This window comes from Pseudomonas sp. MLB6B, assembly GCF_054508135.1.
In genome coordinates, this window is record NZ_CP199313.1 from 3,733,470 (window position 1) to 3,754,456 (window position 20,987).

General features: G+C 67.3%; 11 protein-coding genes. 7 read left to right on the forward strand and 4 right to left on the reverse strand.

Annotated elements, in window-relative coordinates:
• Window positions 1-53: 53 nt before the first annotated feature.
• Window positions 54-13,004 (reverse strand): non-ribosomal peptide synthase/polyketide synthase, encoded by a 12,951-nt coding sequence (locus tag ACSMEV_RS16510; protein ID WP_459206114.1) that lies wholly within the window; start codon window positions 13,002-13,004, stop codon window positions 54-56.
• Window positions 13,005-13,422: 418 nt separating this feature from the next.
• Here ACSMEV_RS16510 and ACSMEV_RS16515 point away from each other — a divergent pair, with 418 nt between their 5' ends.
• Complete coding sequence (locus ACSMEV_RS16515; protein ID WP_296268633.1) at window positions 13,423-13,953, forward strand: RNA polymerase factor sigma-70; 531 nt, start codon at window positions 13,423-13,425, stop codon at window positions 13,951-13,953.
• Window positions 13,954-14,003: 50 nt separating this feature from the next.
• Here the strand turns inward: ACSMEV_RS16515 and ACSMEV_RS16520 are convergent, their stop codons facing one another.
• Window positions 14,004-15,017 (reverse strand): GNAT family N-acetyltransferase, encoded by a 1,014-nt coding sequence (locus tag ACSMEV_RS16520; RefSeq protein WP_459206115.1) that lies wholly within the window; start codon window positions 15,015-15,017, stop codon window positions 14,004-14,006.
• A gap of 57 nt (window positions 15,018-15,074) precedes the next feature.
• Window positions 15,075-15,818: a substrate-binding periplasmic protein gene (locus ACSMEV_RS16525; protein ID WP_459208369.1), complete on the reverse strand. Its 744-nt coding sequence runs from the start codon at window positions 15,816-15,818 to the stop codon at window positions 15,075-15,077.
• A gap of 197 nt (window positions 15,819-16,015) precedes the next feature.
• Between ACSMEV_RS16525 and ACSMEV_RS16530 the strand changes: the two genes are divergently transcribed.
• Together ACSMEV_RS16530 and ppnP are read left to right on the forward strand one after the other, a co-directional pair.
• Window positions 16,016-16,579, forward strand: a complete 564-nt coding sequence (locus ACSMEV_RS16530; protein WP_459206116.1) for a 3'-5' exonuclease — start codon at window positions 16,016-16,018, stop codon at window positions 16,577-16,579.
• Between the two features lie 118 nt (window positions 16,580-16,697).
• Window positions 16,698-16,982, forward strand: a complete 285-nt coding sequence (ppnP, locus tag ACSMEV_RS16535; protein WP_459206117.1) for a pyrimidine/purine nucleoside phosphorylase — start codon at window positions 16,698-16,700, stop codon at window positions 16,980-16,982.
• A 38-nt stretch (window positions 16,983-17,020) separates the two neighbouring features.
• Here ppnP and ACSMEV_RS16540 read toward each other — a convergent pair whose 3' ends face one another.
• Window positions 17,021-17,713 carry an alpha/beta family hydrolase gene (locus ACSMEV_RS16540; protein WP_459206118.1) on the reverse strand — a complete coding sequence of 231 codons (693 nt, stop codon included), beginning with the start codon at window positions 17,711-17,713 and terminating at the stop codon, window positions 17,021-17,023.
• A 49-nt stretch (window positions 17,714-17,762) separates the two neighbouring features.
• Between ACSMEV_RS16540 and ccoN the strand changes: the two genes are divergently transcribed.
• From ccoN to ccoP, 4 genes are read left to right on the forward strand one after another with little or no spacing between them, the layout of a single operon-like run.
• Window positions 17,763-19,187: a cytochrome-c oxidase, cbb3-type subunit I gene (ccoN, locus tag ACSMEV_RS16545; RefSeq protein WP_459206119.1), complete on the forward strand. Its 1,425-nt coding sequence runs from the start codon at window positions 17,763-17,765 to the stop codon at window positions 19,185-19,187.
• A 13-nt stretch (window positions 19,188-19,200) separates the two neighbouring features.
• Entirely contained in the window at window positions 19,201-19,809 is a 609-nt protein-coding gene (ccoO, locus tag ACSMEV_RS16550) for a cytochrome-c oxidase, cbb3-type subunit II (RefSeq protein ID WP_459206120.1), read from the forward strand.
• A 5-nt stretch (window positions 19,810-19,814) separates the two neighbouring features.
• Window positions 19,815-20,006 (forward strand): cbb3-type cytochrome oxidase subunit 3, encoded by a 192-nt coding sequence (locus tag ACSMEV_RS16555; protein ID WP_459206121.1) that lies wholly within the window; start codon window positions 19,815-19,817, stop codon window positions 20,004-20,006.
• The gene (gene ccoP / locus ACSMEV_RS16560) at window positions 20,003-20,941 is read left to right on the forward strand and encodes a cytochrome-c oxidase, cbb3-type subunit III (protein ID WP_459206122.1); all 939 of its coding nucleotides are present in this window, start codon (window positions 20,003-20,005) and stop codon (window positions 20,939-20,941) included. The genes ACSMEV_RS16555 and ccoP overlap by 4 nt, the downstream gene beginning before the upstream one ends.
• Window positions 20,942-20,987 lie beyond the last annotated feature (46 nt).

Here is a 20,987-nt window from a genome sequence, read left to right on the forward strand (position 1 = left end):
CCGCACACGCCTCGACGGCCCGGCCCGCAAAGGCTGGCGAGCCGCACGTCCGCCTACAGCGCCTCCAGCTCCGCCATCAAATCGCTCAACCGATCAACCTTGTCATCGTCCAGCACGCTGCTCTGCAACCCCCGCACATATTCGGCCAACGCCTCCACCGTGCTGCACTCGAACATCGCCCGCAGCGGCACGTCGAGCTGCAATTGTTTCTGCACCCGCGAGGCGATCTGCGTGGCCAGCAGCGAATGCCCGCCCAATTCGAAGAAGTTGTCGCGCACGCCCACCTGTTCGACGCCGAGCACATCGGCCCAGACATCGGCCAGGGTCTGCTCCAGCTCGTCGCGCGGCGCCAGGTACTCGCTACGCGCAGCCAAGCCGATCTCCACCGCTGGCAGCGCCTTGCGGTCGAGTTTGCCGTTGGCGTTGTGCGGCAGTTCGCTCAGCCAGGCGAAGTGCAGCGGCACCATGTACTCGGGCAAAGCCTCGCGCAGGCGCTGCTTGAACACCTCGACCAGCGCCGCATCGCCTACGACGCCTTCGCGTGCCACCAGATAACCGACCAGGTAACGCCCAGTGGCACCGTCCTGTACACCGACGGCCACATCGCGCAGCTCGGGCTGCTCGTGCAGACGGGCTTCGATTTCGCCCAGCTCGATGCGGTAGCCGCGAATCTTCACCTGGTGATCGATGCGCCCCACGTACTCCAGCACACCGTCGGCACGCCGCCGCGCCAGGTCGCCGGTGCGGTACAGGCGTTCGCCCGGCGCGCCGTGCGGGTGCGGCACGAAAGCCAGGGCCGTGCGCTGCGGGTCACCCACGTAGCCACGACCGACGCCAGTCCCGGCCACGCACAGCTCGCCCACCGCACCGAGTGCCACCAGCGTTTGCTCCTCGTCGTACAGGTACAGACGGTTGTTGTCGGTCGGCGTGCCGATGGGCAGGTAGCTGCCCTCGGTGGACGCGACGTCGACGCGGAAGAAGGCCACATCGTCCGAGCACTCGGCCGGGCCATAGGCGTTGACCAAGCCGATGTCGGGATAACGGTGCAACCACTGCGCCGCCAACTCCGGCGGCATGGCTTCGCCGGTCGGCAACATCCAGCGCAGCCCCTCCAGCGCCACCGGTTCATCCACGAGCATCCCCTGGATCAGCGATGGCACGCTCTCCAGCACACTGATGCCGGTCCGCGCCACATGCGCCAGCAAGCCTTGCGGATCATGGGCGATGGCATTGGGCACGATCTCCACACACGCGCCGAACAGGGGCGCGGCAAGGAACTGCCAGACCGAGATGTCGAAGCTTTGCGACGCGGTCTGGGCGATCACGTCGTCGGCGCTCAGGCGCAGATAAGGCACCTTGCTCAACTGGTTGTTGAGCATGCCACGCTGCTCGACCATCACCCCCTTGGGCAAGCCGGTGGAGCCGGAGGTGTAGATCACATAGGCCAGGTTGTCCGGCCCGCTGTGGACGCCTGGGTTGTGGCTGGCCACCGCGCTGGCCTGGACCTCCTCCCAGATCAGCAGACGCGGACGAACCGCGCCTGCGAGTTCGTCTAGCAGGGCATTGGCCTGCTCGGCGCAGGCCGCGCTGCACACCAGCACCGGTGTGCGGCTCAGCTCGACGATGCGTTGCAGGCGCGCGCTCGGCAGGCCCGGGTCGAGCGGCAGATAACCCGCGCCGGCCTTGAAGCTGCCGACGATCATGCCGAGCAGCGGCAGGCCGCGTTCGGCGAGCAAGGCCACCGGCTGATCGATACCCACCCCGGTCGTCAGCAGGGCATGGCCCAAGCGGTTGGCCGCCAGGTTCAACCCCGCATAGTCGAAACTCGCCTCCAGACAGCGGGCCACGGTGCGCTGCGGCTGGGCCGCGACCTGTGCTTCGAACAGGCGCACGTAGCCCTGCTCCAGCGGATAGGCGTGGTCCGTCTGGTTGCAGTCATGCAAGAGGAACTGCCGCTCGGCCTCGCCCAACAGCGGCAAAGCGGCCATGTCGGCGTCGACGTGCTCGACCAGGGCCAGGAGCAGGCGTTTGAACTCGCCCAACAGGCGCTCGACCGTGCTGGCCTCGAAGTAGCGTCGGTCGTAGGACAGGTGCAGGCCCAGGTCGTCGCCGGGGTAGCACACCGCTGTCAGCGGGAAGTTGGTGTGGGTACGGCCCGAGTCGGAACTGGCATTGAGCTGCTGGGCGTGGTCGAGCACCGCGCTTTGCACCGGCGCGTTCTCGAACACGAACAGGCTGTCGAACAGCGGCTGGCCTTTGGGCAGTTCGCTGCACGCCTGGATCGCCACCAGGGGCAGGTATTCGTACTCGCGCAGTTCAAGGTTGCGCTCCAGCAGGCCTTGCAGCCACTGGCGCACGCTGAGGCGCTCCCCGGCTGCCGGCAGTTGCACGCGCAGCGCCACGCTGTTGATGAACAGGCCGACGGTCTGCTGCATCTGCGGCAGGCTTACCGGGCGACCGGCCACGGTCACACCGAAGGCCACGTCGCGCTCGCCGCTGTAACGCGCCAGCACCAAAGCCCAGGCCGCCTGGGCGAAAGTGTTGACGGTCAACTGATGGGCCTGGGCCAGTTCGCGCAAGCGTGCGCCCTGCGACGCTTCCAGGCGGGTGTAGCAATCGCCCACCTGCATGCCGTCGCCGGCATGGTCGTTGCGCAGCGGTCGGTCGCTGGGCAGCGCGGTGGCGCGCTCGAAGCCGGCCAGGTTGCGTTGCCACCATTGCCGTGCTTCGTCCAGGTCCTGGTGCTGCAACCAGCCGATGTAGTCGCGGTAGCGCGGCGGCGGCGGCAACTGCGCCGGTTGGCCGGCGCCCAGGGCCTGGTAGATGACGAAGAAGTCGTTCATCAGCAACGAACGGCACCAGGCATCGATGAGGATGTGGTGGTTGCTCATCATGAACCAGTAGCGCGCCTCGTCCACGCGCACCAGGCGCAGGTGGAACGGCGGGGTTTCCAGCAACGCGAAGCCGGCCTCGCGCTCGGCCTTGTGCAGCGCTTGCAGGCGCGCTTCCTGAGCGTCGACGTCGAGTTCGCGCCAGTCCTGGTAATCGACCTGCACGGCGCCTGGCTTGTGGATGATCTGCAGCATGGCCTCGCCGGCGTTCCAGCTGAACGAGGCGCGCAATGCTTCGTGACGGGCCACCACGGCCTGCCAGGCGGCGGCGAAGCGCGGCTGGTCCAGGGCGCTGTCGATGCGGTAGCGGTCCTGCATGTAGTAGATGCCGGTGCCGGGTTCGAGCAGGGTGTGCAGCAGCATGCCCTCCTGCATCGGCGTCAGCGGATAGACGTCCTCGACCTCGGCGGCGGGCACGGGCAACTGGTCGATTTGCGCCTGGGTCAGGGCCGCCAGGGCGAAGTCCGACGGGGTGAAGCCGCCGTGGCCCGGCGTCAGGCAATGCCCGACCAGCGCCAGCAGTTCGTCGCGGTAGGCTTCGGCCAGGCCGCGTACGGTGGCCTCGGCGTAACGCTCGGTGCTGTAGGTCCAGCGCAGTTGCAGCGCACCCCCGTATACCTGGCCATCGACGCTGAGCCAGTTGGGCAGCGGCGCGTCCAGGTCATGGGCCAAGCCCGCTGGGGCATCGAGTGGCTGGAACAGCGCTGCATCGTCGAACTGCTGGTCGAACTGGCCCAGGTAGTTGAAGGTGATGCGCGCCTGGGGCAAGGCCGCCATCTGCTCGCGTACACCGTCTTCGGCCAGGTAACGCAGCACGCCATAGCCCAGGCCCTTGTGCGGCACCTGGCGCAGTTGCTCCTTGATGCGCTTGAGCGAAGCGCCGCGGGCCTCATCGTCAGCGCCCGCGATCGGGCTGAGGCGCAGTGGGTAGGCGTTGGTGAACCAGCCGACGCTGCGGGTCAGGTCGATGTCGTCGAACAACCCGTCGCGGCCATGCCCTTCCAGTTGCACCAGCGCGTCAGGGGCGCCAGTCCAGCGGCACAGCACGCGGGCCAGGGCGGTCAGCAGCAGGTCGTTGACCTGGGTGCGGTAGGCGGCGGGCGCCTGTTGCAGCAGTTGCTGGGTATGCTCGGGCGCCAGGTCGATGACCACGCTGCGGGCGTTGCGCTGCAGGTTGCCGCCTTGTGGATGGTCGCACGGCAGTTCATGGCTCACGGCGCGCAACTGGTCTTGCCACCAGTGCAGTTCGTCGCGCAGCGAATCGCTGCCGGCGTACTGCACCAGGCGGGCGCTCCAGTCGCCCAGGGCATGGGTCTTGGCCGTCAGCGGCTGGCCGCGGTAGAGCGCCTGTACGTCTTCGAGCAGCACGCGCCACGACACGCCGTCCACCACCAGGTGGTGGATCGCCAGTAGCAGACGCTGCTCGCCGCGCCCGTCGCTGACCAGCAGGCCGCGCAGCAACGGCCCTTCGGACAGGTCAAGGCTGCGCTGCACGTCGCTGTACAGCGCTTGGCAGTCGTCCAGGTCGGCGACTTCGGCGCTCCACAGCAAGGTCTGGTCGGTGACGGCGGCATAGCTGGCCTGCCAGCGGCCTGCCGTCTCGGCGAAGCGCAGGCGCAAGGTGTCGTGGTGCGCCACCAGTGCGTTCAGCGCCCGTTGCAGTGCCTCGGCATCCAGGGGTTGCCGGGCGTGCAAGAGGACTGCCTGGTTCCAGTGCTGCGGTGCCGGCACGTCGCTGTCGAAGAACCAGTGCTGGATCGGCGTCAGGGCGCTGTCGCCCTGGCGTGCGCCCTGCTCGACCTGGCTCGCTTCGGCGCCTTGGGTGACTACGCTCGCCAGGGTCTGGATGGTCTGGTGCTGGAACAGGTCGCGCGGGGTGAACTGCAAGCCCAGCTGTCGCGCGCGGCTGACCACCTGGATCGACAGGATCGAGTCGCCGCCCAGTTCGAAGAAGTTGTCCTGCACGCCGACCTGGGCCAGGTTCAATACCTCGCCCCACACCTGCGCAAGTTGCGTTTCCAGCGCACCGGACGGTGCCTGGTAAGTCTGCTGGGCCTGTTGCAGATCGGGGGCGGGCAAGGCGCGGCGGTCGAGCTTACCGTTGCCCATCAACGGCAGCTGGTCGAGCAGCACCAGGTGCGCCGGCACCATGTGATCGGGCAGTTGCTGGCGGGCATGGGCCTTGACCGCATCGCGCAGCGCCGCCTGGGCCGCCGAATCGGCGCGGGCCAGCGCGCTGACCAGGTAGCCCACCAGCTGCTTGCCGCCGGGCAGGTCGAGGGCCAAGACCACCGCTTCGTCGACTTGGGCATGGTCTTGCAGACGGCTTTCGATTTCACCGAGTTCGATGCGGAAGCCGCGGATCTTCACCTGCTGGTCGGCACGGCCGACGTACTCCACCTGGCCATCGACGCGTAGCCGTACCAGGTCGCCGGTGCGGTACAGGCGCCCGCCTGCGTCGCCGAACGGATCGGCGACGAAGCGCTCGGCGGTCAGCCCCGCACGCGCGTGGTAACCCTGGGCCAGGCCCGCGCCACCGACGTACAGCTCACCGATGCCGCCTTGCGGCAGCAGCGCCAGGTCTTCGTCGAGCACATAGCCGGTGCGTGCGCCGACCAGGTGGCCGATCGGTACGCTGCCGGCATCGCTCGGTAGCGACGTCGGTGCGCGGCAGGCTAGCGGCATGACCACGGTTTCGGTCGGCCCATAGGCGTTGAACAGTTCGCCGGGCTGGAAGGCTTCGCGCAAGCGTTGCAGGTGCTCGCCAGTCAGCGCCTCGCCCCCGGTGATGACCAAGCGCACCGGCAGGGTCTCGCCTTGGGCGAGCAGGTGCTGCGCCAACTGGCTGCCATAACTCGGGGTGAAGCCCAGCACGCTGACCCGCTGTTCGCGGATCAACTGGCAGATCTCCTCGGCGCCCCACTGGCCTTGGGCACGCAGTACCACGCGGGCGCCGCACAGCAGCGGCACCAGCAGGCGTTCGCTGGCGGCGTCAAAGTTGATCGAATAGAAGTGCAGCTCGCAGTCGTCGCTGCGCATGCCGAAGGCGCCGATCACGGCTTGGCAGTGCATGGCGATCTGGCCGTGGTCGACCACCACGCCCTTGGGCTGGCCGGTCGAGCCGGAGGTGTAGATGACGTAGGCCGGGTGCTGCGCCACGCTCGCCACGGGGGGCGCCTGGACGGGGTACTCGGCCAAGGCGGCGTGCTCGTCTTCGGGGCTCCACACATGGACGTGCGCCGGCAGCTCGCCGAGGCGTTGCAGGAGCGCTTGGGGAGCTACCAGCAGCTGCAGGCGACTGTCGTCGATCAGGTAGTGCAGGCGCTCGAGCGGGTATTCCGGGTCGAGCGGCACGTAGGCACCGCCGGCCTTGAGGATGGCCAGCAAGCCGACTACCAGGTCCAGCGAGCGCTCCAAGGCCAGGCCCACGCGCACGTCGGGACCGACGCCGCGGGCACGCAAGGCGTGGGCCAGACGATTGGCGCGCTGGTCCAGCTCGGCGTAGCTCAAGTGCTGGCCGGCGAAGGTCAGCGCCAAGGCATCCGGCGTGCGTGACGCTTGGTCGGCGAACAGGCCATGCACGGTCTGGGTCAGGTCCAGGTCGGGCTCGCCTTGCAATTGGCCGAGCAAATCTTGGCGCTCCTCGTCTCCCAGCATCGGCAGCTCGCACAAACGCTGCTGCGGATCGTTTAGCAGGCCTGTCAGCAGGCGTTGCAGGTGCTCGGCCAGGCGCGCGATGCGCGGCTCGTCGAACAGGTCGCGGCTGTAGGTCAGGCAGCAGCCCAAACGGCCGTCGAGGTCGGTGACTTCCAGGTACAGGTCGAACTTGGTCGCGCTGGCGTCGTTGACCAGGTAGTCGACCTGCATGCCCGACAGCTCACGGCTTTGCTGGAAGGTCCAGCGCTGCACGTTGCACATCACCTGGAACAGCGGGTTGTAGGCGCTGCTGCGCGGCGGTTGCAAGGCATCCACCAGTTGCTCGAACGGCAGGTCCTGGTGCGACTGGCCGTCGATGACCGTGTCGCGCATCTGCTCGAGCAGTGCGAGGGCGCTCATCTGCCCGTCCACTTCGCAGCGCAGCACCTGGGTGTTGAGGAAGGCGCCGATCAGCCCTTCGCTCTCCGGGCGGATGCGGTTGGCCACCGGCGCGCCGATGCGCAGGTCGCGTTGGCCACTGTGACGGTGCAACAAGGCGGCCAAGGTGGCGGTCATGGTCATGAACAGGGTCAGGCCATGCTGGCTGTTGAAGGCGTGCACACGCTCGACCAGCGCGGGCGGCAGGTCGAAGCGGTACAAGCCACCGCGGTGGCTCTGCACCGCCGGTCGCGGCCGGTCGCTGGGCAGCGCCAGCACTGGGTGCTCGTCGCCCAGGCGGGCTTTCCAATAGTCCAGTTGCCGCTGGCCTTCGCCGGCTTCGAGCCACTGGCGGTGCCAGACGCTGTAGTCCAGGTACTGCACCGCCAAGGGCGGCAGCGGCGAATCGCGCTCGTCGACGAAGGCTTCGTACAGCTCGCCCAGCTCGCGGGCGAAGATGTCCATGGCCCAGCCCTCGGTGACGATGTGGTGCAAGGTGAGCACGAAATATTGCTCGCGCTCGCCGGTCTTGGCCAGGCAGGCGCGCAGCAGCGGGCCGCGCTCCAGGTCGAAGGGCAAGTGGGCCTGCTGGTCGGCCAGCTGTTGCAGGCACTGCTCGCGCTGGTCGGCGTCGAGCGCCGAGAAATCGTGCCAGCCGAGGGTCAGGCCGGCGCTGTCGGCCACGCACTGGAACGGCTTGCCGTCGATGCTGGGGAAGGTGGTGCGCAACGCTTCGTGGCGCACCAGCAGTGCCTGCACGGCGCGCTCGAAGGCATCCACGTGCAGCGCGCCGCGCAAGCGCGCCATGCCGCCGACGTTGTACGCCGGGCTCTCGGGCTCCATGTGCCAGAGGATCCACATGCGCTGCTGGGAATGCGACAGCGGCACCGCCTGACGGCGATCGACGCGGGCGATCGCGCCCTGCTGGTTGCGCAGGCCGCTGGCCTGGACGCGCGCGATCTCGGCGCAGAACGCGCCCAGTTCGCTGGCTTCGAACAGCGCTTTGAGCGGCAGCTCGACATCGCACGCCTGGCGACTGCGCGAGACGATCTGGGTGGCCAGCAGCGAATGGCCGCCGAGGGCGAAGAAGTCATCCTGCAAACCCACCTGGGCGACGCCCAGCACCTCGCACCAGATCGCCGCGACCTGCTGCTGCAACGGCGTCTGCGGCGCGACGTGCGCGCGCTGTTGCCAGGCAGGGGCCGGCAAGGCACGACGCTCGACCTTGCCGCTCGGGCCCAAGGGCATCTGCGCCAGGTGCAGCAGTTGCGCGGGCACCATGTAGGCCGGCAGTTGCGCGGCCAGGGCCGCGAGCAGTTCGGCGCTGCGCTCGCGGCCACTGTAATACCCGACCAACTGCGCGCCGACGGCGTCCTGATGCACAAGTACCACGGCCTGGTCGACGCCGGCCTGGGCCAACAGCAGCGCTTGCACTTCCTCAGGCTCGACGCGGAAGCCGCGCACCTTCACCTGCTGGTCGAGGCGCCCGAGGTATTCCAGGGCCTGCACGCCGGCGTTCCAGCGGGCGCGATCGCCGCTGCGGTACAGGCGCTGGCCGGCGCCCGCGGGGTCGGGCAGGAAGCGCTCGGCGGTCAGTCCAGGCCGGCCCAGGTAGCCACGGGCAAGCCCCGCACCGCCCAGATACAGCTCACCGGGCACGCCCAAGGGGCTCGGTTGCAGGTCGTCATCGAGCACCTGGCAACGTACGTTGGCCAGTGGTCGACCGATGGGCGACAGCGCACCATCGCCGGCCTGGCAGCGCCAGTGAGTGACATTGATGGCCGTTTCGGTGGGGCCGTAGCGGTTGTCCAGCAGCACGTGCGGCAATACCTGCAAGGCGCGGTCGCGCAGCGCGGCGGGCAGCGCCTCGCCGCCGCAGAACAGGCGCCGCAGCGTGTGGCAACGCGCAGCCTCCGGTTCTTGCAGGAACACCTGCAGCAATGGCGGCACGAAGTGCAGGGTGGTCACGGCGAACTGCTGCACCAGGCGGGCGATGCGCTGAGGGTCGCGGTGCTCGCCAGGCCCGGCGAGCACCAGCGAGCAGCCGCTGAGCAACGGCCAGAAGCATTCCCACACCGACACGTCGAAGCTGATCGGTGCCTTCTGCAAAATCACATCGCTGGCGTCCAGGGCATAGTGCGCCTGCATCCATTGCAAGCGCTCGGCCAGGGCGGCGTGGGTGTTGCCCACCCCTTTCGGACGCCCGGTGGAGCCGGAGGTGTAGATCACGTAGGCCAGGTGCTCGCCGTGCACGTGCGGGCGCGGGGCCTGGCACGGCCAGTTGTCCAGGTGCAGTTGGTCGAGGGCGATGACGCTGAGCCCGTCGCGCTGCGGTAGGCGGCCCAGCACGTCGCTGTGGCTGAGCAGCAGCTCGGCGCCGCAGTCGTCGAGCATGTAGGCCAAGCGCTCGGCCGGGTAGTCGACGTCGAGCGGCACGTAGGCCCCGCCTGCCTTGAGGATCGCCAGCAAGCCGACCAGCAGTTGCGGCGAGCGCTCCAGGGCGATGGCCACGCAGGTGTCCGGGCCTACGCCTTTGTCGCGCAGGTAATGCGCCAGGCGGTTGGCCTGCTGGTGCAGCGCGGCGTAGCTCAGGCTGCCGCCGTCCCACTGTACGGCGATGCGCTCGGCACAGGCGCGGGCCTGCTCGTCGAGTTGCTCGGGCAACAGGCGCGTGGCCGTGGCGGCCGGCGCCTCGCCCCAGGCCAGCAGTCGTTCATGCTCGGCGTCGCTCAGCAGTCGCACGGCACCCACGGCCAGCTGCGGCTGCGCACAGACCTGTTCGAGCAGGGCCAGCAGGTGCCCGGCCAGGCGCTCGACGGTGCTGGCGTCGAACAGCGCGGCGGCATAGTCGAAGGCCAGGCTCAGACGGCCCTGGTGGTCCTGCTCGCTGTGCAGTTGCAGGTCGAACTTGGCCTCGCGGCTGTGCCAGGGCAGCTCCTGGGCCAGCAGCCCGGGCAGCCGGCGCAGCGCCGAGAGGTCGCGTTGCTGGTGGTTGAACATGACCTGGAACAGGCCCTGTTCGCGGGCCTCGGGCAAGGCTTCGAGCAGTTGCTCGAAAGGCAGGTCCTGATGCGCCTGGGCATCCAAGGTGTGGCCGCGCACTTGGTCGAGCAGCGCGCTGAACGGCAGTTGCGCGTCCAGCTCGCTGCGCAGCACCTGGGTGTTGATGAAGAAGCCGACCAGCCCTTGGGCTTCGAGTCGGGGCCGGTTGGCGTTGGGCACGCCGACGCGGATGTCGCCCTGCCCGGTGTAGCGGTACAGCAGCGCCTGCCAGCCGGCCAGCAGCATCATGAACAGACTGGCGCCCTGGTCGCGGGCCAGTCGCTCCAGCGCAGCGCACAGCGGCGCGGGCACCTTGACCTGCAAGCGCGCGGCACGGCGATCCTGGGTGCTGCCGCGTGGGTGGTCGGTGGCCAGGTCGAGCACCGGCAGCGCGTCGCCCAAGCGCTGTTGCCAGTACGCCAGTTGTCGTGCGGCCTCGCCGTCGGCCAGCCATTGCCGCTGCCACTGCCCATAGTCGGCATAGGCCAGCGGCAGCGCAGGCAGCTGTCCTTCGCTACCGGGCGCGGCATAGAGCCGGGCGAATTCGTCGAGCAGGATGTTCAGCGACCAGCCATCGGCGACGATGTGGTGCAGGGTCACCCACAGCTGGTGGTGTTCATCGTCCAGGCGCACCAGGGTCACCCGCAGCAGCGGGCCTTGGCGCAGGTCGAAGGGCTGCTGGGCTTCGGCCTCGCGGTGAGCGGCGACTTCGGCTTCGCCGAGCCCTTCCATATCGCGACGATCAAGCACGAAGGGCTGTTCGCCATGGACGTGCTGAAGCGCCTGGCCATCGACTTCGCTGAACAAGGTGCGCAGCGATTCGTGGCGTGCCACCAGGGTCTGGAATGCGCGCTGCACCGCCTCGGCGTCCAGTTCGCCGCGCAGGCTCAAGCCGGCCGGCACGTTGTAGGCCGCCGATTCGGGTTCGAGTTGCCACAGCAGCCACAAGCGGTTCTGCGCCAGCGACTGGGGCACGGCCTGGTCCTGCGCCTGCCGTGCGATGGCGCTTGGCGCCTGGGCGCCGTTGGCGAGCTGCTCGCCGACCGCCGTGCTGTAGGCGGCGAGCGTCGGCGCCTCGAACAGCAAGCGCAGGCTCAGGGCCACGCCCAGCTCGTCGGCCAGACGCGCAGTGAGCTGGGCGGCGGCGATGGAGTTGCCGCCCAGCAGCAGGAAGTGGTCGTCGGCGGACACCGCCGTGAGCTTGAGCTGCTCGCACCACAGCGCGGCGATGCGCCGTTGCAGCACATCGTGGTCGGCCGCAGGTGCCTGTCGGGATTTCACAGGTGCAGGGAAGCGGGCATAGCAGTCGAGGCTGTCGTCGTCCATGCGCTGGCGGCAGGCCGAGCGTTGCAGCTTGCCGCTCGAGGTCTTGGGCAAGGCGCCGGGGTTGAGCAACAGCACCACGGCCGGCGCCTGGTTGCAGGCTTCGGCGACCACCTGCCGCAGGCGCGCGATCAGCTGATCGGCCGGCAGGGATTTCTGTACGCTGCGGCCCACTTCCACGGCCACGCCGATGCCCTCCTCGCCTTGCTGCTCGACCGCGAACACCGCCACCCGGCCTTTGCGCAGGCCCTCGACCTCGCGCTCCAGAGTCTGCTCGACGTCCTGCGGATAGAGGTTCTGCCCACGTACGATGAGCAGGTCTTTCAAGCGGCCGCTGACGAACAGCTCGCCGTCGCGCAGGAAGCCCAGGTCGCCGGTGCGCAGCCAGGTCTGGCCGTCGCGGGCGACGAAGGTGCGCGCGCTGGCTTCAGGGTTGCGCCAGTAGCCGTGGGCGATGCTCGGCCCGGCCGCCCAGATTTCGCCGACCTGGTCGTCGGCCAGCACGGCCAGGCTGTGCGGCTCGACGATCTGCACGGCGTGACCGGGCTGGGCAAAGCCGCAACTCATCAGCACACTGCCCTCGCCCGGTTCGATGCGGTGCGCGGCGAGCGCCTGGGCATCGACCTGCAAGGCCGGGATGCCGCCACCGCGGCGGCTGCCGCTGACGAACAGCGTGGCCTCGGCCAGGCCATAGCTGGCGAAGAAGCTCGAAGCGTCGAAGCCGGTCGCGCGGAAACGCTCGGCGAAGCCCGCCAGGCTGTCCTGGCGGATCGGCTCGGAACCCGAATAGGCCACCCGCCAGCGGCTCAGGTCGAGCCCGGCCAGGGCCGCGTCGCTGACCCGCTCGCTGCACAGCCGGTAGGCGAAGTCCGGGCCGCCGCTGATGGTGCCGCCGTACTCGCTGATGGCCTGCAACCAGCGCTGTGGCCGGGCGAGGAAATAGCCCGGCGACATCAGTACGCACGGCACGCCGCTGTAGATCGGCTGCAGCAGCCCGCCGATCAGGCCCATGTCGTGGTAGAGCGGCAACCAGCTGACGATCACATCGTCCGGGTTGAGGTCGATGCCGAAGCCGTGGCGGATCAACTGCTCGTTGGCCACCAGGTTGCCATGACTGACCTGCACGCCTTTAGGCAGCGCCGTGGAGCCGGAGGTGTACTGCAAGAAGGCGATGTCGTCGTCGACCAGTGTCGGCGCTTGCCAGGCCTCGGCCCAGGCCGAATCGAGGCGGTCGATAGCCACAAGGGTCGGCGCATCGGTGCGCTGCAACGCCTCGAGGCCCTGCAAACTTTCGCCCAGCGCCTCGACGGTCAGCAGCAGGCGCGGCTGGGCGTCATCGATGATCGACAGCAAACGCTGCTGATGGTGCGGGCGCGAGGACTCGGGCGGATAGGCCGGCACGGCGATGATGCCGGCATACAGGCAGCCGAAGAACGCCGCGACATAATCCGGGCCGCTCGGAAACAGCAGTACCGCGCGCTCGCCAAAGCCGGCGCGGGCCTGCAACGCGGCGGCGATGGTACGGGCACGCCGGTCGAGTTCGCGGTAGCTGAGCACGGCCTGGTCGCCGGGTTGGTCGGCGAGAAAACGCAGGGCGACCTGCTCGGGGCTGCGCGCGGCGCGCTGCGCCAGGGCCTGGACCAGCGTGAGCGGGCGTTCGAAGGCGTCCATCATGGAATGTTCCTGCCAGAGTCTGGGGAGATCGCGCCGGCGCAACCGCGCGGGGCGCGGCGCCGGACGGCGATGGGATACCCAAGGAACGGACGGAGCACTGCGGAAATTAAGGTCTCTGGTCAGACGCGTGCAGGGTTCCAGCTCATCGGCGAAGCCCGCCAGAGGGCCGCTGCACGGTCCGTTCGAACGTCTCGCGCTGCTCGCTGCGGGTGCCGGTAGCGCTAAGGGGGGTCGACGCTCGGCTACGCACGCTCGACGCATGCGGGTCGCACAACACGAGCACGATGAATCAGAAAAATTCCGAAACTTATTAACTTTCGCAATTGACAATCATTATCATCTTGCATAATTTGTCGTCCGTCTTGGGACGTGCCTGACAAACCGCATGTCCTTTTCCTCTTGAGACCAGGTGATTTCCATGGCGGAACAACTATCCACAAGTAAGTGCGATTCACCACTGCTCCAAGCATTCGTCGACAACCGCAACATCCTCGTCAAGATCGCTGCTCGCATCACCGGCTGCCGCTCGCGGGCCGAAGACGTGGTGCAGGATGCCTTCTTCCGGCTCGCGGCCGCGCCGCAGATCACCTCTTCGTTCAAGGCCCAGCTCAGCTACCTGTTCCAGATCGTGCGCAACCTGGCCATCGACCACTACCGCAAGCAGGCCATGGAGCTGAAGTACTCCGGCCCCGAGGAGGAAGGCCTCAACGTCGTCCTGCTCAATGCCTCGCCCGAGGCCAGCCACATCAACTTCAGCACCTTGGAACACATCGCCGTGGCGCTCGACGAACTGCCCCAGCGCACCCGTTACGCCTTCGAGATGTACCGCCTGCATGGCGTGCCGCAAAAAGACATCGCCAAGGAGCTGGGCGTGTCGCCGACCCTGGTCAACTTCATGATCCGCGATGCCCTGATCCACTGCCGCAAAACGGCCAACCGCCACGCCTGAACATCGACCTTCCAAGGGCCGGCATCCCCTGCCGGCCTGGACCGCAGCCCTCAGGCGAGCGGGCAACGGTCGAAGAAACGCTCCCGCCCCAACACCATCAGCGCCGCCCGTTTGTGCGGGAAGTCGAAGGCTTTGTCGCAATGGAAACCCACGCCCTGCAGGTAGTCGATCATGCGCTGGTTGTCGGCGCGCGGTTCGGCGACCACGCGTTGGGTGCGCGGATCGTCGAGGAACAGGTAGTGCACCAGGGCTGACATCCAGCTGGCGACCTTGTGCGGGCCGCGTTGATGTTCTTCGCCGACCAGCATGTGGATGCCGCGGTCGTAGTCGTCGGCGGGGTAGAACGGCGCGATGCGGTCTTCCTTGGCCCAGTAGGCTTCGAAATAGGCGAACGGCTGGTCGTCGAAGCAACCGACCAGGGCCAGCGTATGGGGGTCGGCCGCAAGGTTCTGTAAATAGTGGCGGTGCTGCTCCAGGCTGCCGCCCTCCTCCCAGAACGCCAACACCCGCGGGTTGTTCTGCCAGCGATTGAAGCGCGGCAGGTCCTCTTCGATGTTCAGCGCACGCAACGACACCCAGGCACCGAGGTGCGCGTCGTAGCGGCGGTACACCTCGCCAGTGGGTTTGGGTGGCCGACGCGGATGGCGTTTGCCGCTGCTCATCACCATCTGCGGCGGATACACCGGCGGTAGCGCCTCGCCCAGCCAGGGTTGGGGCAGTTGCCAGAACAGCGCCCGCTCGCAGGTGAACTGGTCGGGCCGTTCGCTGCCGAGCAGCAGGCCCGAGGCCAGGCCGGCGACGGCGATGTTCGGCGGGGACAGCTGCAAAGTCAGGCGTTGGCAGTCGGGGTGGTTGGCGAACCACCAATAGCAAGCGGCCCACAGGCCCTGGTGCGGGCGCTCGGCGCACAACGCCTGCACCGTCAGCAGCGCGCCAGCCGCCAGACCCAGCTGGATCAGGGGGCGACCTTGCAGGCTCAGGTTCAGTCGCTCGGCGCTGCGCTCGGCGGCAAGGCTGCGCCAGCACGGTGGAGTAAGGGGGTGTGCAGGTGCGGCGTCAGGCATGTTCGAGGCTCACGATCGAAGGGACACCTTGCACAAACGTGCGCGCGACCACGGAATTTAAGCGCCGGGTACTGGCTTCACCTCGATCCGGTACGGCCCGAAGATGCGTTGCAGTTCGCCACTGCCACGTAGCTGGGTGAGCAGCGCAGCGAAGGCTGGCGCACTGATCGGCGCCTGGGGGCGGAGCATGGCGTAATGGCGGTACACCTGATCGATGCGCTCGGACACCAGCAGTGCCTGGGCGCTGGCCGGGTGGCGGTCGAGAAAATCGCTGAGGTAGGAACGGGTCACCAGGGCGATATCGGCGCGCCCACGTTCGACCATGTACAGGTTGCTCTCGTGGGAGTAGGTCAGGCTCGCGTCGAAGGTCTGCATCAGGTAATGGCGGTCGGCGTTGAATTGGGCGAAGGCATAGTGGTAGCCGCTGAACAGCGCCAGGCGCTTGTCGGCCAGGCTGTCGAAGTAGGCCTGGGTGCGCTGGGGCGCGCGCCGTGCGACGAACAGCTCGGCATCTTCCAGGCCCATGTCCACCGCTTGATGGGGAATGGCGTCCCAGCCCCAGGCGGGGTTCTCGAAGATGGCCAGGTCCGTGCGGCCGTTCTGCAGATCGGCGAAGCGGCGCGGAATCGAGGTCGGCACCAACACGAAGTGGTAGCGCTGCTGCGCGCCGTTGAGCGCATCGGCCAATCGCTGCAGCAGGCCCTCGTCGCGACCGCGCTCGGGCCGCTCGGCGTAGGGCGGAAAATGCGCGGCACCGATGCGCACTTGCTGCGGCTCGGCGGCATGGGCCATGGCCGCCATCAGCCAGCACAGGACGAACGATAGGCCGCACCTTGCGGTCTTTACACGGGACGGTTGGCTCAAGATGACCCTCGTTGCGATGGCAGCACGCCTTATCCCCTTCACGCTAGGCGCTTTGCGACGTTGTTACAACTGCTTGCAACAGGCGTTGAGCCAGACCTTGGCTACGCTGTAGCCATCACTCTAAGGAGCCTGCCATGGGCCATTGGTTGGTCATTGACCTGGAAGCCACGACCGACGAAGGCGGCTGGCCGGTCACGGATATGGAAATCATCGAAATCGGCGCCACGCTGGTGACACGCGAAGGCCGCGAGGTCGACCATTTCCAGCGCCTGGTGCGCCCAAGGCGCAGGCCGCAGTTGACGTCGTTCTGTCGGCAACTGACGCACATCGACCAGGCCAGCGTGGATGCAGCGGCCCCGCTGGCCCAGGTGTGGATGGCCTTCGAGGCTTGGTTGGCGCAGCATGGCGAGCGCCTACAGGCCTGGGTGAGCTGGGGCGACTATGACCGTCAGCAACTGCTGCAGGAGTGGCGGCTGAATCAGATCCACAGCCTGCTGGCGGACCTGCCGCACATCAACCTCAAGCAACGCTTCGCCAAGGCCCGCCAGCTGCAACGCCCGCTGGGGCTCAACAGTGCCCTGCACCTGGCCGGCCTGCAATTCAGCGGACAACAGCACCGGGCGCTGGAAGACGCGCGCAACACCGCCCGCCTGCTACCCCTGAGCCTGCCGGTGCAAGGGCGCCAGGACTTCGTATGAAAGGTTACGAGACGCGGCAACGGCGCTTTTCGGACAACGCCTAAAGCAGATGACGCTGGTCGGTGCCTTGGGCATACTGGCCAGCCCTTTTCTTTCCCCTGTTTATAGGAGTCGCGCCATGTTCAAGGTCAATGAGTACTTCGACGGCACCGTCAAATCGATCGCCTTCGACAGCGCCAGCGGGCCGGCCACCGTCGGCGTCATGGCTGCCGGCGAATACGAGTTCGGCACTGCCAAGCGCGAGATCATGCACGTGGTGTCGGGCGCGCTGACCGTCAAGCTGCCGGGCAGCGATGCTTGGGACACCTTCGAAGCCGGTAGCCAGTTCCAGGTGCCTGCCAACAGCAAGTTCCAGTTGCAGGTCAAGGTCGCTACCGCTTATCTGTGCGAGTACGTCGACTGATCGACCGCGCTGCGGGGCCGCCCGGCTCCGCGCACCCGTCACGCCTTGAGAAACGCCGCCACCCGCTGCGCCGCCTGCTGCAAATGCCCGTCGTGGGTACATCCCGAAGCCTTCAGCGGCTTGAGGTCGTGGTCGGCCGCCTGCAACCAGCACAGCTCGATCGCGGGCGACAGCGCGTAAGCCTCCACTGCCTGGCGATTGCCCAACGCATCGCGCTCGCCTTGCACGATGAGGCTGCGGGTACCCAGCATCGCCAGATGTTCGGTGCGCGGCTTGTCCGGTTTGCCGGCGGCGTAGAACGGATAGCCCAGGCACACCAAAGCATCGGCACCCAGCTCGTCGGCCAGCAGACTGGCCATACGTCCGCCCATGGACTTGCCGCCGATGGCTAGACGACCCGTGACCAAAGGTCGCACCTGGGCATGCACTTCCCGCCAGCATTCGAGCAGCGCTTTTTGCGGGTTGGGCGGCCGCCGTGTGCCACCTTGCCGCCGCTGGGCCATGTAGGGAAACTCGAAGCGCACTACCGCCACGCCTTGCGCTACCAGCCTCGCTGCCATCTGCTGCATGAACGGGCTGTCCATCGGCGCGCCTGCCCCATGGGCCAGGATCAGCGTCGTCTGGCAGGCGTTCCCCTCCCGCATCTGGGGCGCATCGCAGCGCAAGCCTGGAACTTTTCCGACCGGTGCCCATTGATCCCCGTCAATACCGGCCAATTGCCCTTCTCTCATCCTTCCCTCGCTTTTTAGCCTGCCTATAACCGTGGATGGGAACCCATACATGAACACAACCCTAAGACCTGCCTACAACTACGAGGTGGTCCGCCAATTCTCCATCATGACGGTGGTGTGGGGCATCGTCGGGATGGGGCTCGGCGTCTTCATCGCCGCCCAGCTCGTCTGGCCCGCCCTCAACTTCGATCTGCCCTGGACCAGCTTCGGTCGCCTGCGCCCGCTGCACACCAACGCGGTGATCTTCGCCTTCGGCGGCTGCGCGCTGTTCGCCACTTCCTACTACTCGGTGCAGCGCACCTGCCAGACCACGTTGTTCGCACCCAAGCTCGCGGCCTTCACCTTCTGGGGCTGGCAGCTGGTGATCGTGCTGGCGGCCGTCACGCTGCCGCTGGGCTACACCAGTTCGAAGGAATACGCCGAGCTGGAGTGGCCGATCGACATTCTCATCACCATCGTCTGGGTGGCCTATGCGGTGGTGTTCTTCGGCACCCTGGCCAAGCGCAACACCAAGCACATCTACGTCGGCAACTGGTTCTTCGGCGCCTTCATCCTGACCGTGGCGCTGCTGCACATCGTCAACAACCTCGAAGTGCCGGTGAGCCTGACCAAGTCCTACTCGGTGTATGCCGGGGCCACCGACGCCATGGTGCAGTGGTGGTACGGCCACAACGCCGTGGGCTTCTTCCTCACCGCAGGCTTCCTGGGAATGATGTACTACTACGTGCCCAAGCAGGCCGAACGCCCGGTGTACTCCTATCGCCTGTCGATCGTGCACTTCTGGGCGCTGATTACCCTGTACATCTGGGCCGGCCCCCACCATCTGCACTACACCGCCCTGCCCGACTGGGCGCAATCGCTGGGCATGGTGATGTCGCTGATCCTGCTGGCGCCGAGCTGGGGCGGCATGATCAACGGCATGATGACCCTCTCCGGGGCCTGGCACAAACTGCGCAGTGACCCGATTCTGCGCTTTCTCGTGGTGTCGCTGGCCTTCTATGGCATGTCCACCTTCGAGGGGCCGATGATGGCGATCAAGACTGTCAACGCCCTATCCCACTACACCGACTGGACCATCGGCCACGTACACGCCGGCGCTCTGGGCTGGGTGGCGATGATCTCCATCGGCGCCATGTACCACACCATTCCCAAGGTGTTCGGCAAAGAGCGCATGTACAGCCTCGGCCTGATCAACGCGCACTTCTGGCTGGCGACCATCGGCACCGTGCTGTACATCGCCTCGATGTGGGTCAACGGCATCGCCCAGGGCCTGATGTGGCGCGCGGTCAACAGCGACGGCACGCTGACCTACTCGTTCGTCGAAACCCTGGTGGCCAGCCACCCGGGCTTCATCGTGCGCTTCGTCGGCGGGGCGATCTTCCTCACCGGCATGCTGCTGATGGCCTGGAACACCTGGCGCACCGTGCGCGCACCGGCCAGCGCCGCCGTTCCCGCGCACGCCCAGTTGGCTTGAGGAGAAGCGCCTGATGAAACACGAAGTCATTGAAAAGAACGTCGGCCTGCTGGCCCTGCTGATGGTGCTCGCCGTCAGCGTCGGCGGCCTGACGCAGATCGTGCCACTGTTCTTCCAGGACGTGACCAACACCCCGGTCGAAGGCATGAAACCCTACACCGCGCTGCAACTCGAAGGCCGCGACATCTACATCCGCGAAGGCTGCGTGGGCTGCCACTCGCAGATGATCCGCCCGTTCCGCGCCGAGACCGAACGCTACGGCCACTACTCGGTGGCCGGTGAAAGCGTGTGGGACCACCCCTTCCTCTGGGGTTCCAAGCGCACCGGCCCCGACCTGGCCCGGGTCGGCGGCCGCTACTCGGACGACTGGCACCGCGCCCACCTGTACAACCCGCGCAACGTGGTGCCCGAGTCGAAGATGCCGGCCTACCCCTGGCTGGTCGCAGAAACCGTCGACAACAGCCACACCGACACCAAGATGCGCGCTCTGCGCGGTCTCGGCGTGCCCTACACCGACGAAGACATCGCCGGCGCCCGCGACGCGGTCAAGGGCAAGACCGAGATGGACGCCCTGGTGGCGTACCTGCAAGTGCTCGGCACCGCCATCAAGAACAAGAGGTAGAGGCGATGGGAATGGACATCGGCACCCTGCGCGGCATCGGCACGCTGGTCGTGATGGTCGCCTTCATCGGCCTGTCGCTGTGGGTGTTCAGCCGCCGCCGCGACCGTGATTTCGCCGAAGCGCGCCTGCTGCCCTTCGACGACGAACCTCTGCCCCCTAACGGGCAAGCGCCTGCCATGAGGAGTAACGGGCAATGAGCACTTTCTGGAGTACCTACATCAGCGTGCTGACCCTCGGCAGCCTGATCGGCCTGACCTGGCTGCTGCTTTCGACCCGCAAGGGCCAGAGCGACACCACCGACCAGACCATGGGGCACAGCTTCGATGGCATCGAGGAGTACGACAACCCGCTGCCCAAATGGTGGTTCTGGCTGTTCGTCGGCACCCTGGTGTTCGCCGTCGGCTACCTGATCCTCTACCCGGGCCTGGGCAACTGGAAAGGCGTGCTGCCCGGCTACGAAGACGGCTGGACCGGCGTCAACGAGTGGCAGAAGGAAATGGACCAGGCCGACGCCACCTTCGGCCCGCTGTTCGCCAAGTACGCGGCCATGCCCCTCGAAGAGGTGGCCAAGGACCCGCAGGCGCTGCGCATGGGCGGCCGGCTGTTCGCCTCCAACTGTTCGGTGTGCCACGGCTCGGACGCCAAAGGCGCCTACGGCTTTCCCAACCTCACCGACCAGAATTGGCGCTGGGGTGGCGATGCGCAGACCATCAAGCAGTCGATCATGGACGGGCGCCATGGCGTGATGCCGGCCTGGGCGGAGGTGATCGGCGAGCAAGGTGTGGCGGATGTGTCCGCCTACATCATCACCGGCCTGAACCATCGCCCTCTGCCCGACACCGCCACGGCCGACGCCAGCAAAGGCCAGGCGATCTTCGCCGCCAACTGCGCGGCCTGCCACGGACCGGAGGGCAAAGGCATGCCGCTGCTGGGCGCGCCGGATCTGACCACGGCCCAGGCGTTCATCTATGGTTCGAGCTTTGCGCAGTTGCAGCAGACCATTCGCTATGGCCGCCAGGGGCAGATGCCGGCCCAGCGCGACATCCAGGGCAACGACAAAGTGCACCTGCTGGCCGCCTATGTGTACAGCCTGTCGCAACCGGAAGCCTCCGAAACCACCACTGCTCGTTGACGCTCTCCCTTCGCGGGGCCGTTCCAGGCCCCGCACTCGTCCGACC

Bases quoted from the DNA above. Each gene is read 5' to 3' on its own strand.
- ACSMEV_RS16515 (WP_296268633.1), top strand. From the start codon at position 13,423: ATGGCGGAACAACTATCCACAAGTAAGTGCGATTCACCACTGCTCCAA.
- ACSMEV_RS16525 (WP_459208369.1), bottom strand. From the start codon at position 15,818: ATGGCGGCCATGGCCCATGCCGCCGAGCCGCAGCAAGTGCGCATCGGT.
- ccoN (WP_459206119.1), top strand. From the start codon at position 17,763: ATGAACACAACCCTAAGACCTGCCTACAACTACGAGGTGGTCCGCCAA.
- ACSMEV_RS16555 (WP_459206121.1), top strand. From the start codon at position 19,815: ATGGGAATGGACATCGGCACCCTGCGCGGCATCGGCACGCTGGTCGTG.
- ACSMEV_RS16540 (WP_459206118.1), bottom strand. From the start codon at position 17,713: ATGAGAGAAGGGCAATTGGCCGGTATTGACGGGGATCAATGGGCACCG.
- ACSMEV_RS16510 (WP_459206114.1), bottom strand. From the start codon at position 13,004: ATGATGGACGCCTTCGAACGCCCGCTCACGCTGGTCCAGGCCCTGGCG.
- ppnP (WP_459206117.1), top strand. From the start codon at position 16,698: ATGTTCAAGGTCAATGAGTACTTCGACGGCACCGTCAAATCGATCGCC.
- ACSMEV_RS16520 (WP_459206115.1), bottom strand. From the start codon at position 15,017: ATGCCTGACGCCGCACCTGCACACCCCCTTACTCCACCGTGCTGGCGC.
- ACSMEV_RS16530 (WP_459206116.1), top strand. From the start codon at position 16,016: ATGGGCCATTGGTTGGTCATTGACCTGGAAGCCACGACCGACGAAGGC.
- ccoO (WP_459206120.1), top strand. From the start codon at position 19,201: ATGAAACACGAAGTCATTGAAAAGAACGTCGGCCTGCTGGCCCTGCTG.
- ccoP (WP_459206122.1), top strand. From the start codon at position 20,003: ATGAGCACTTTCTGGAGTACCTACATCAGCGTGCTGACCCTCGGCAGC.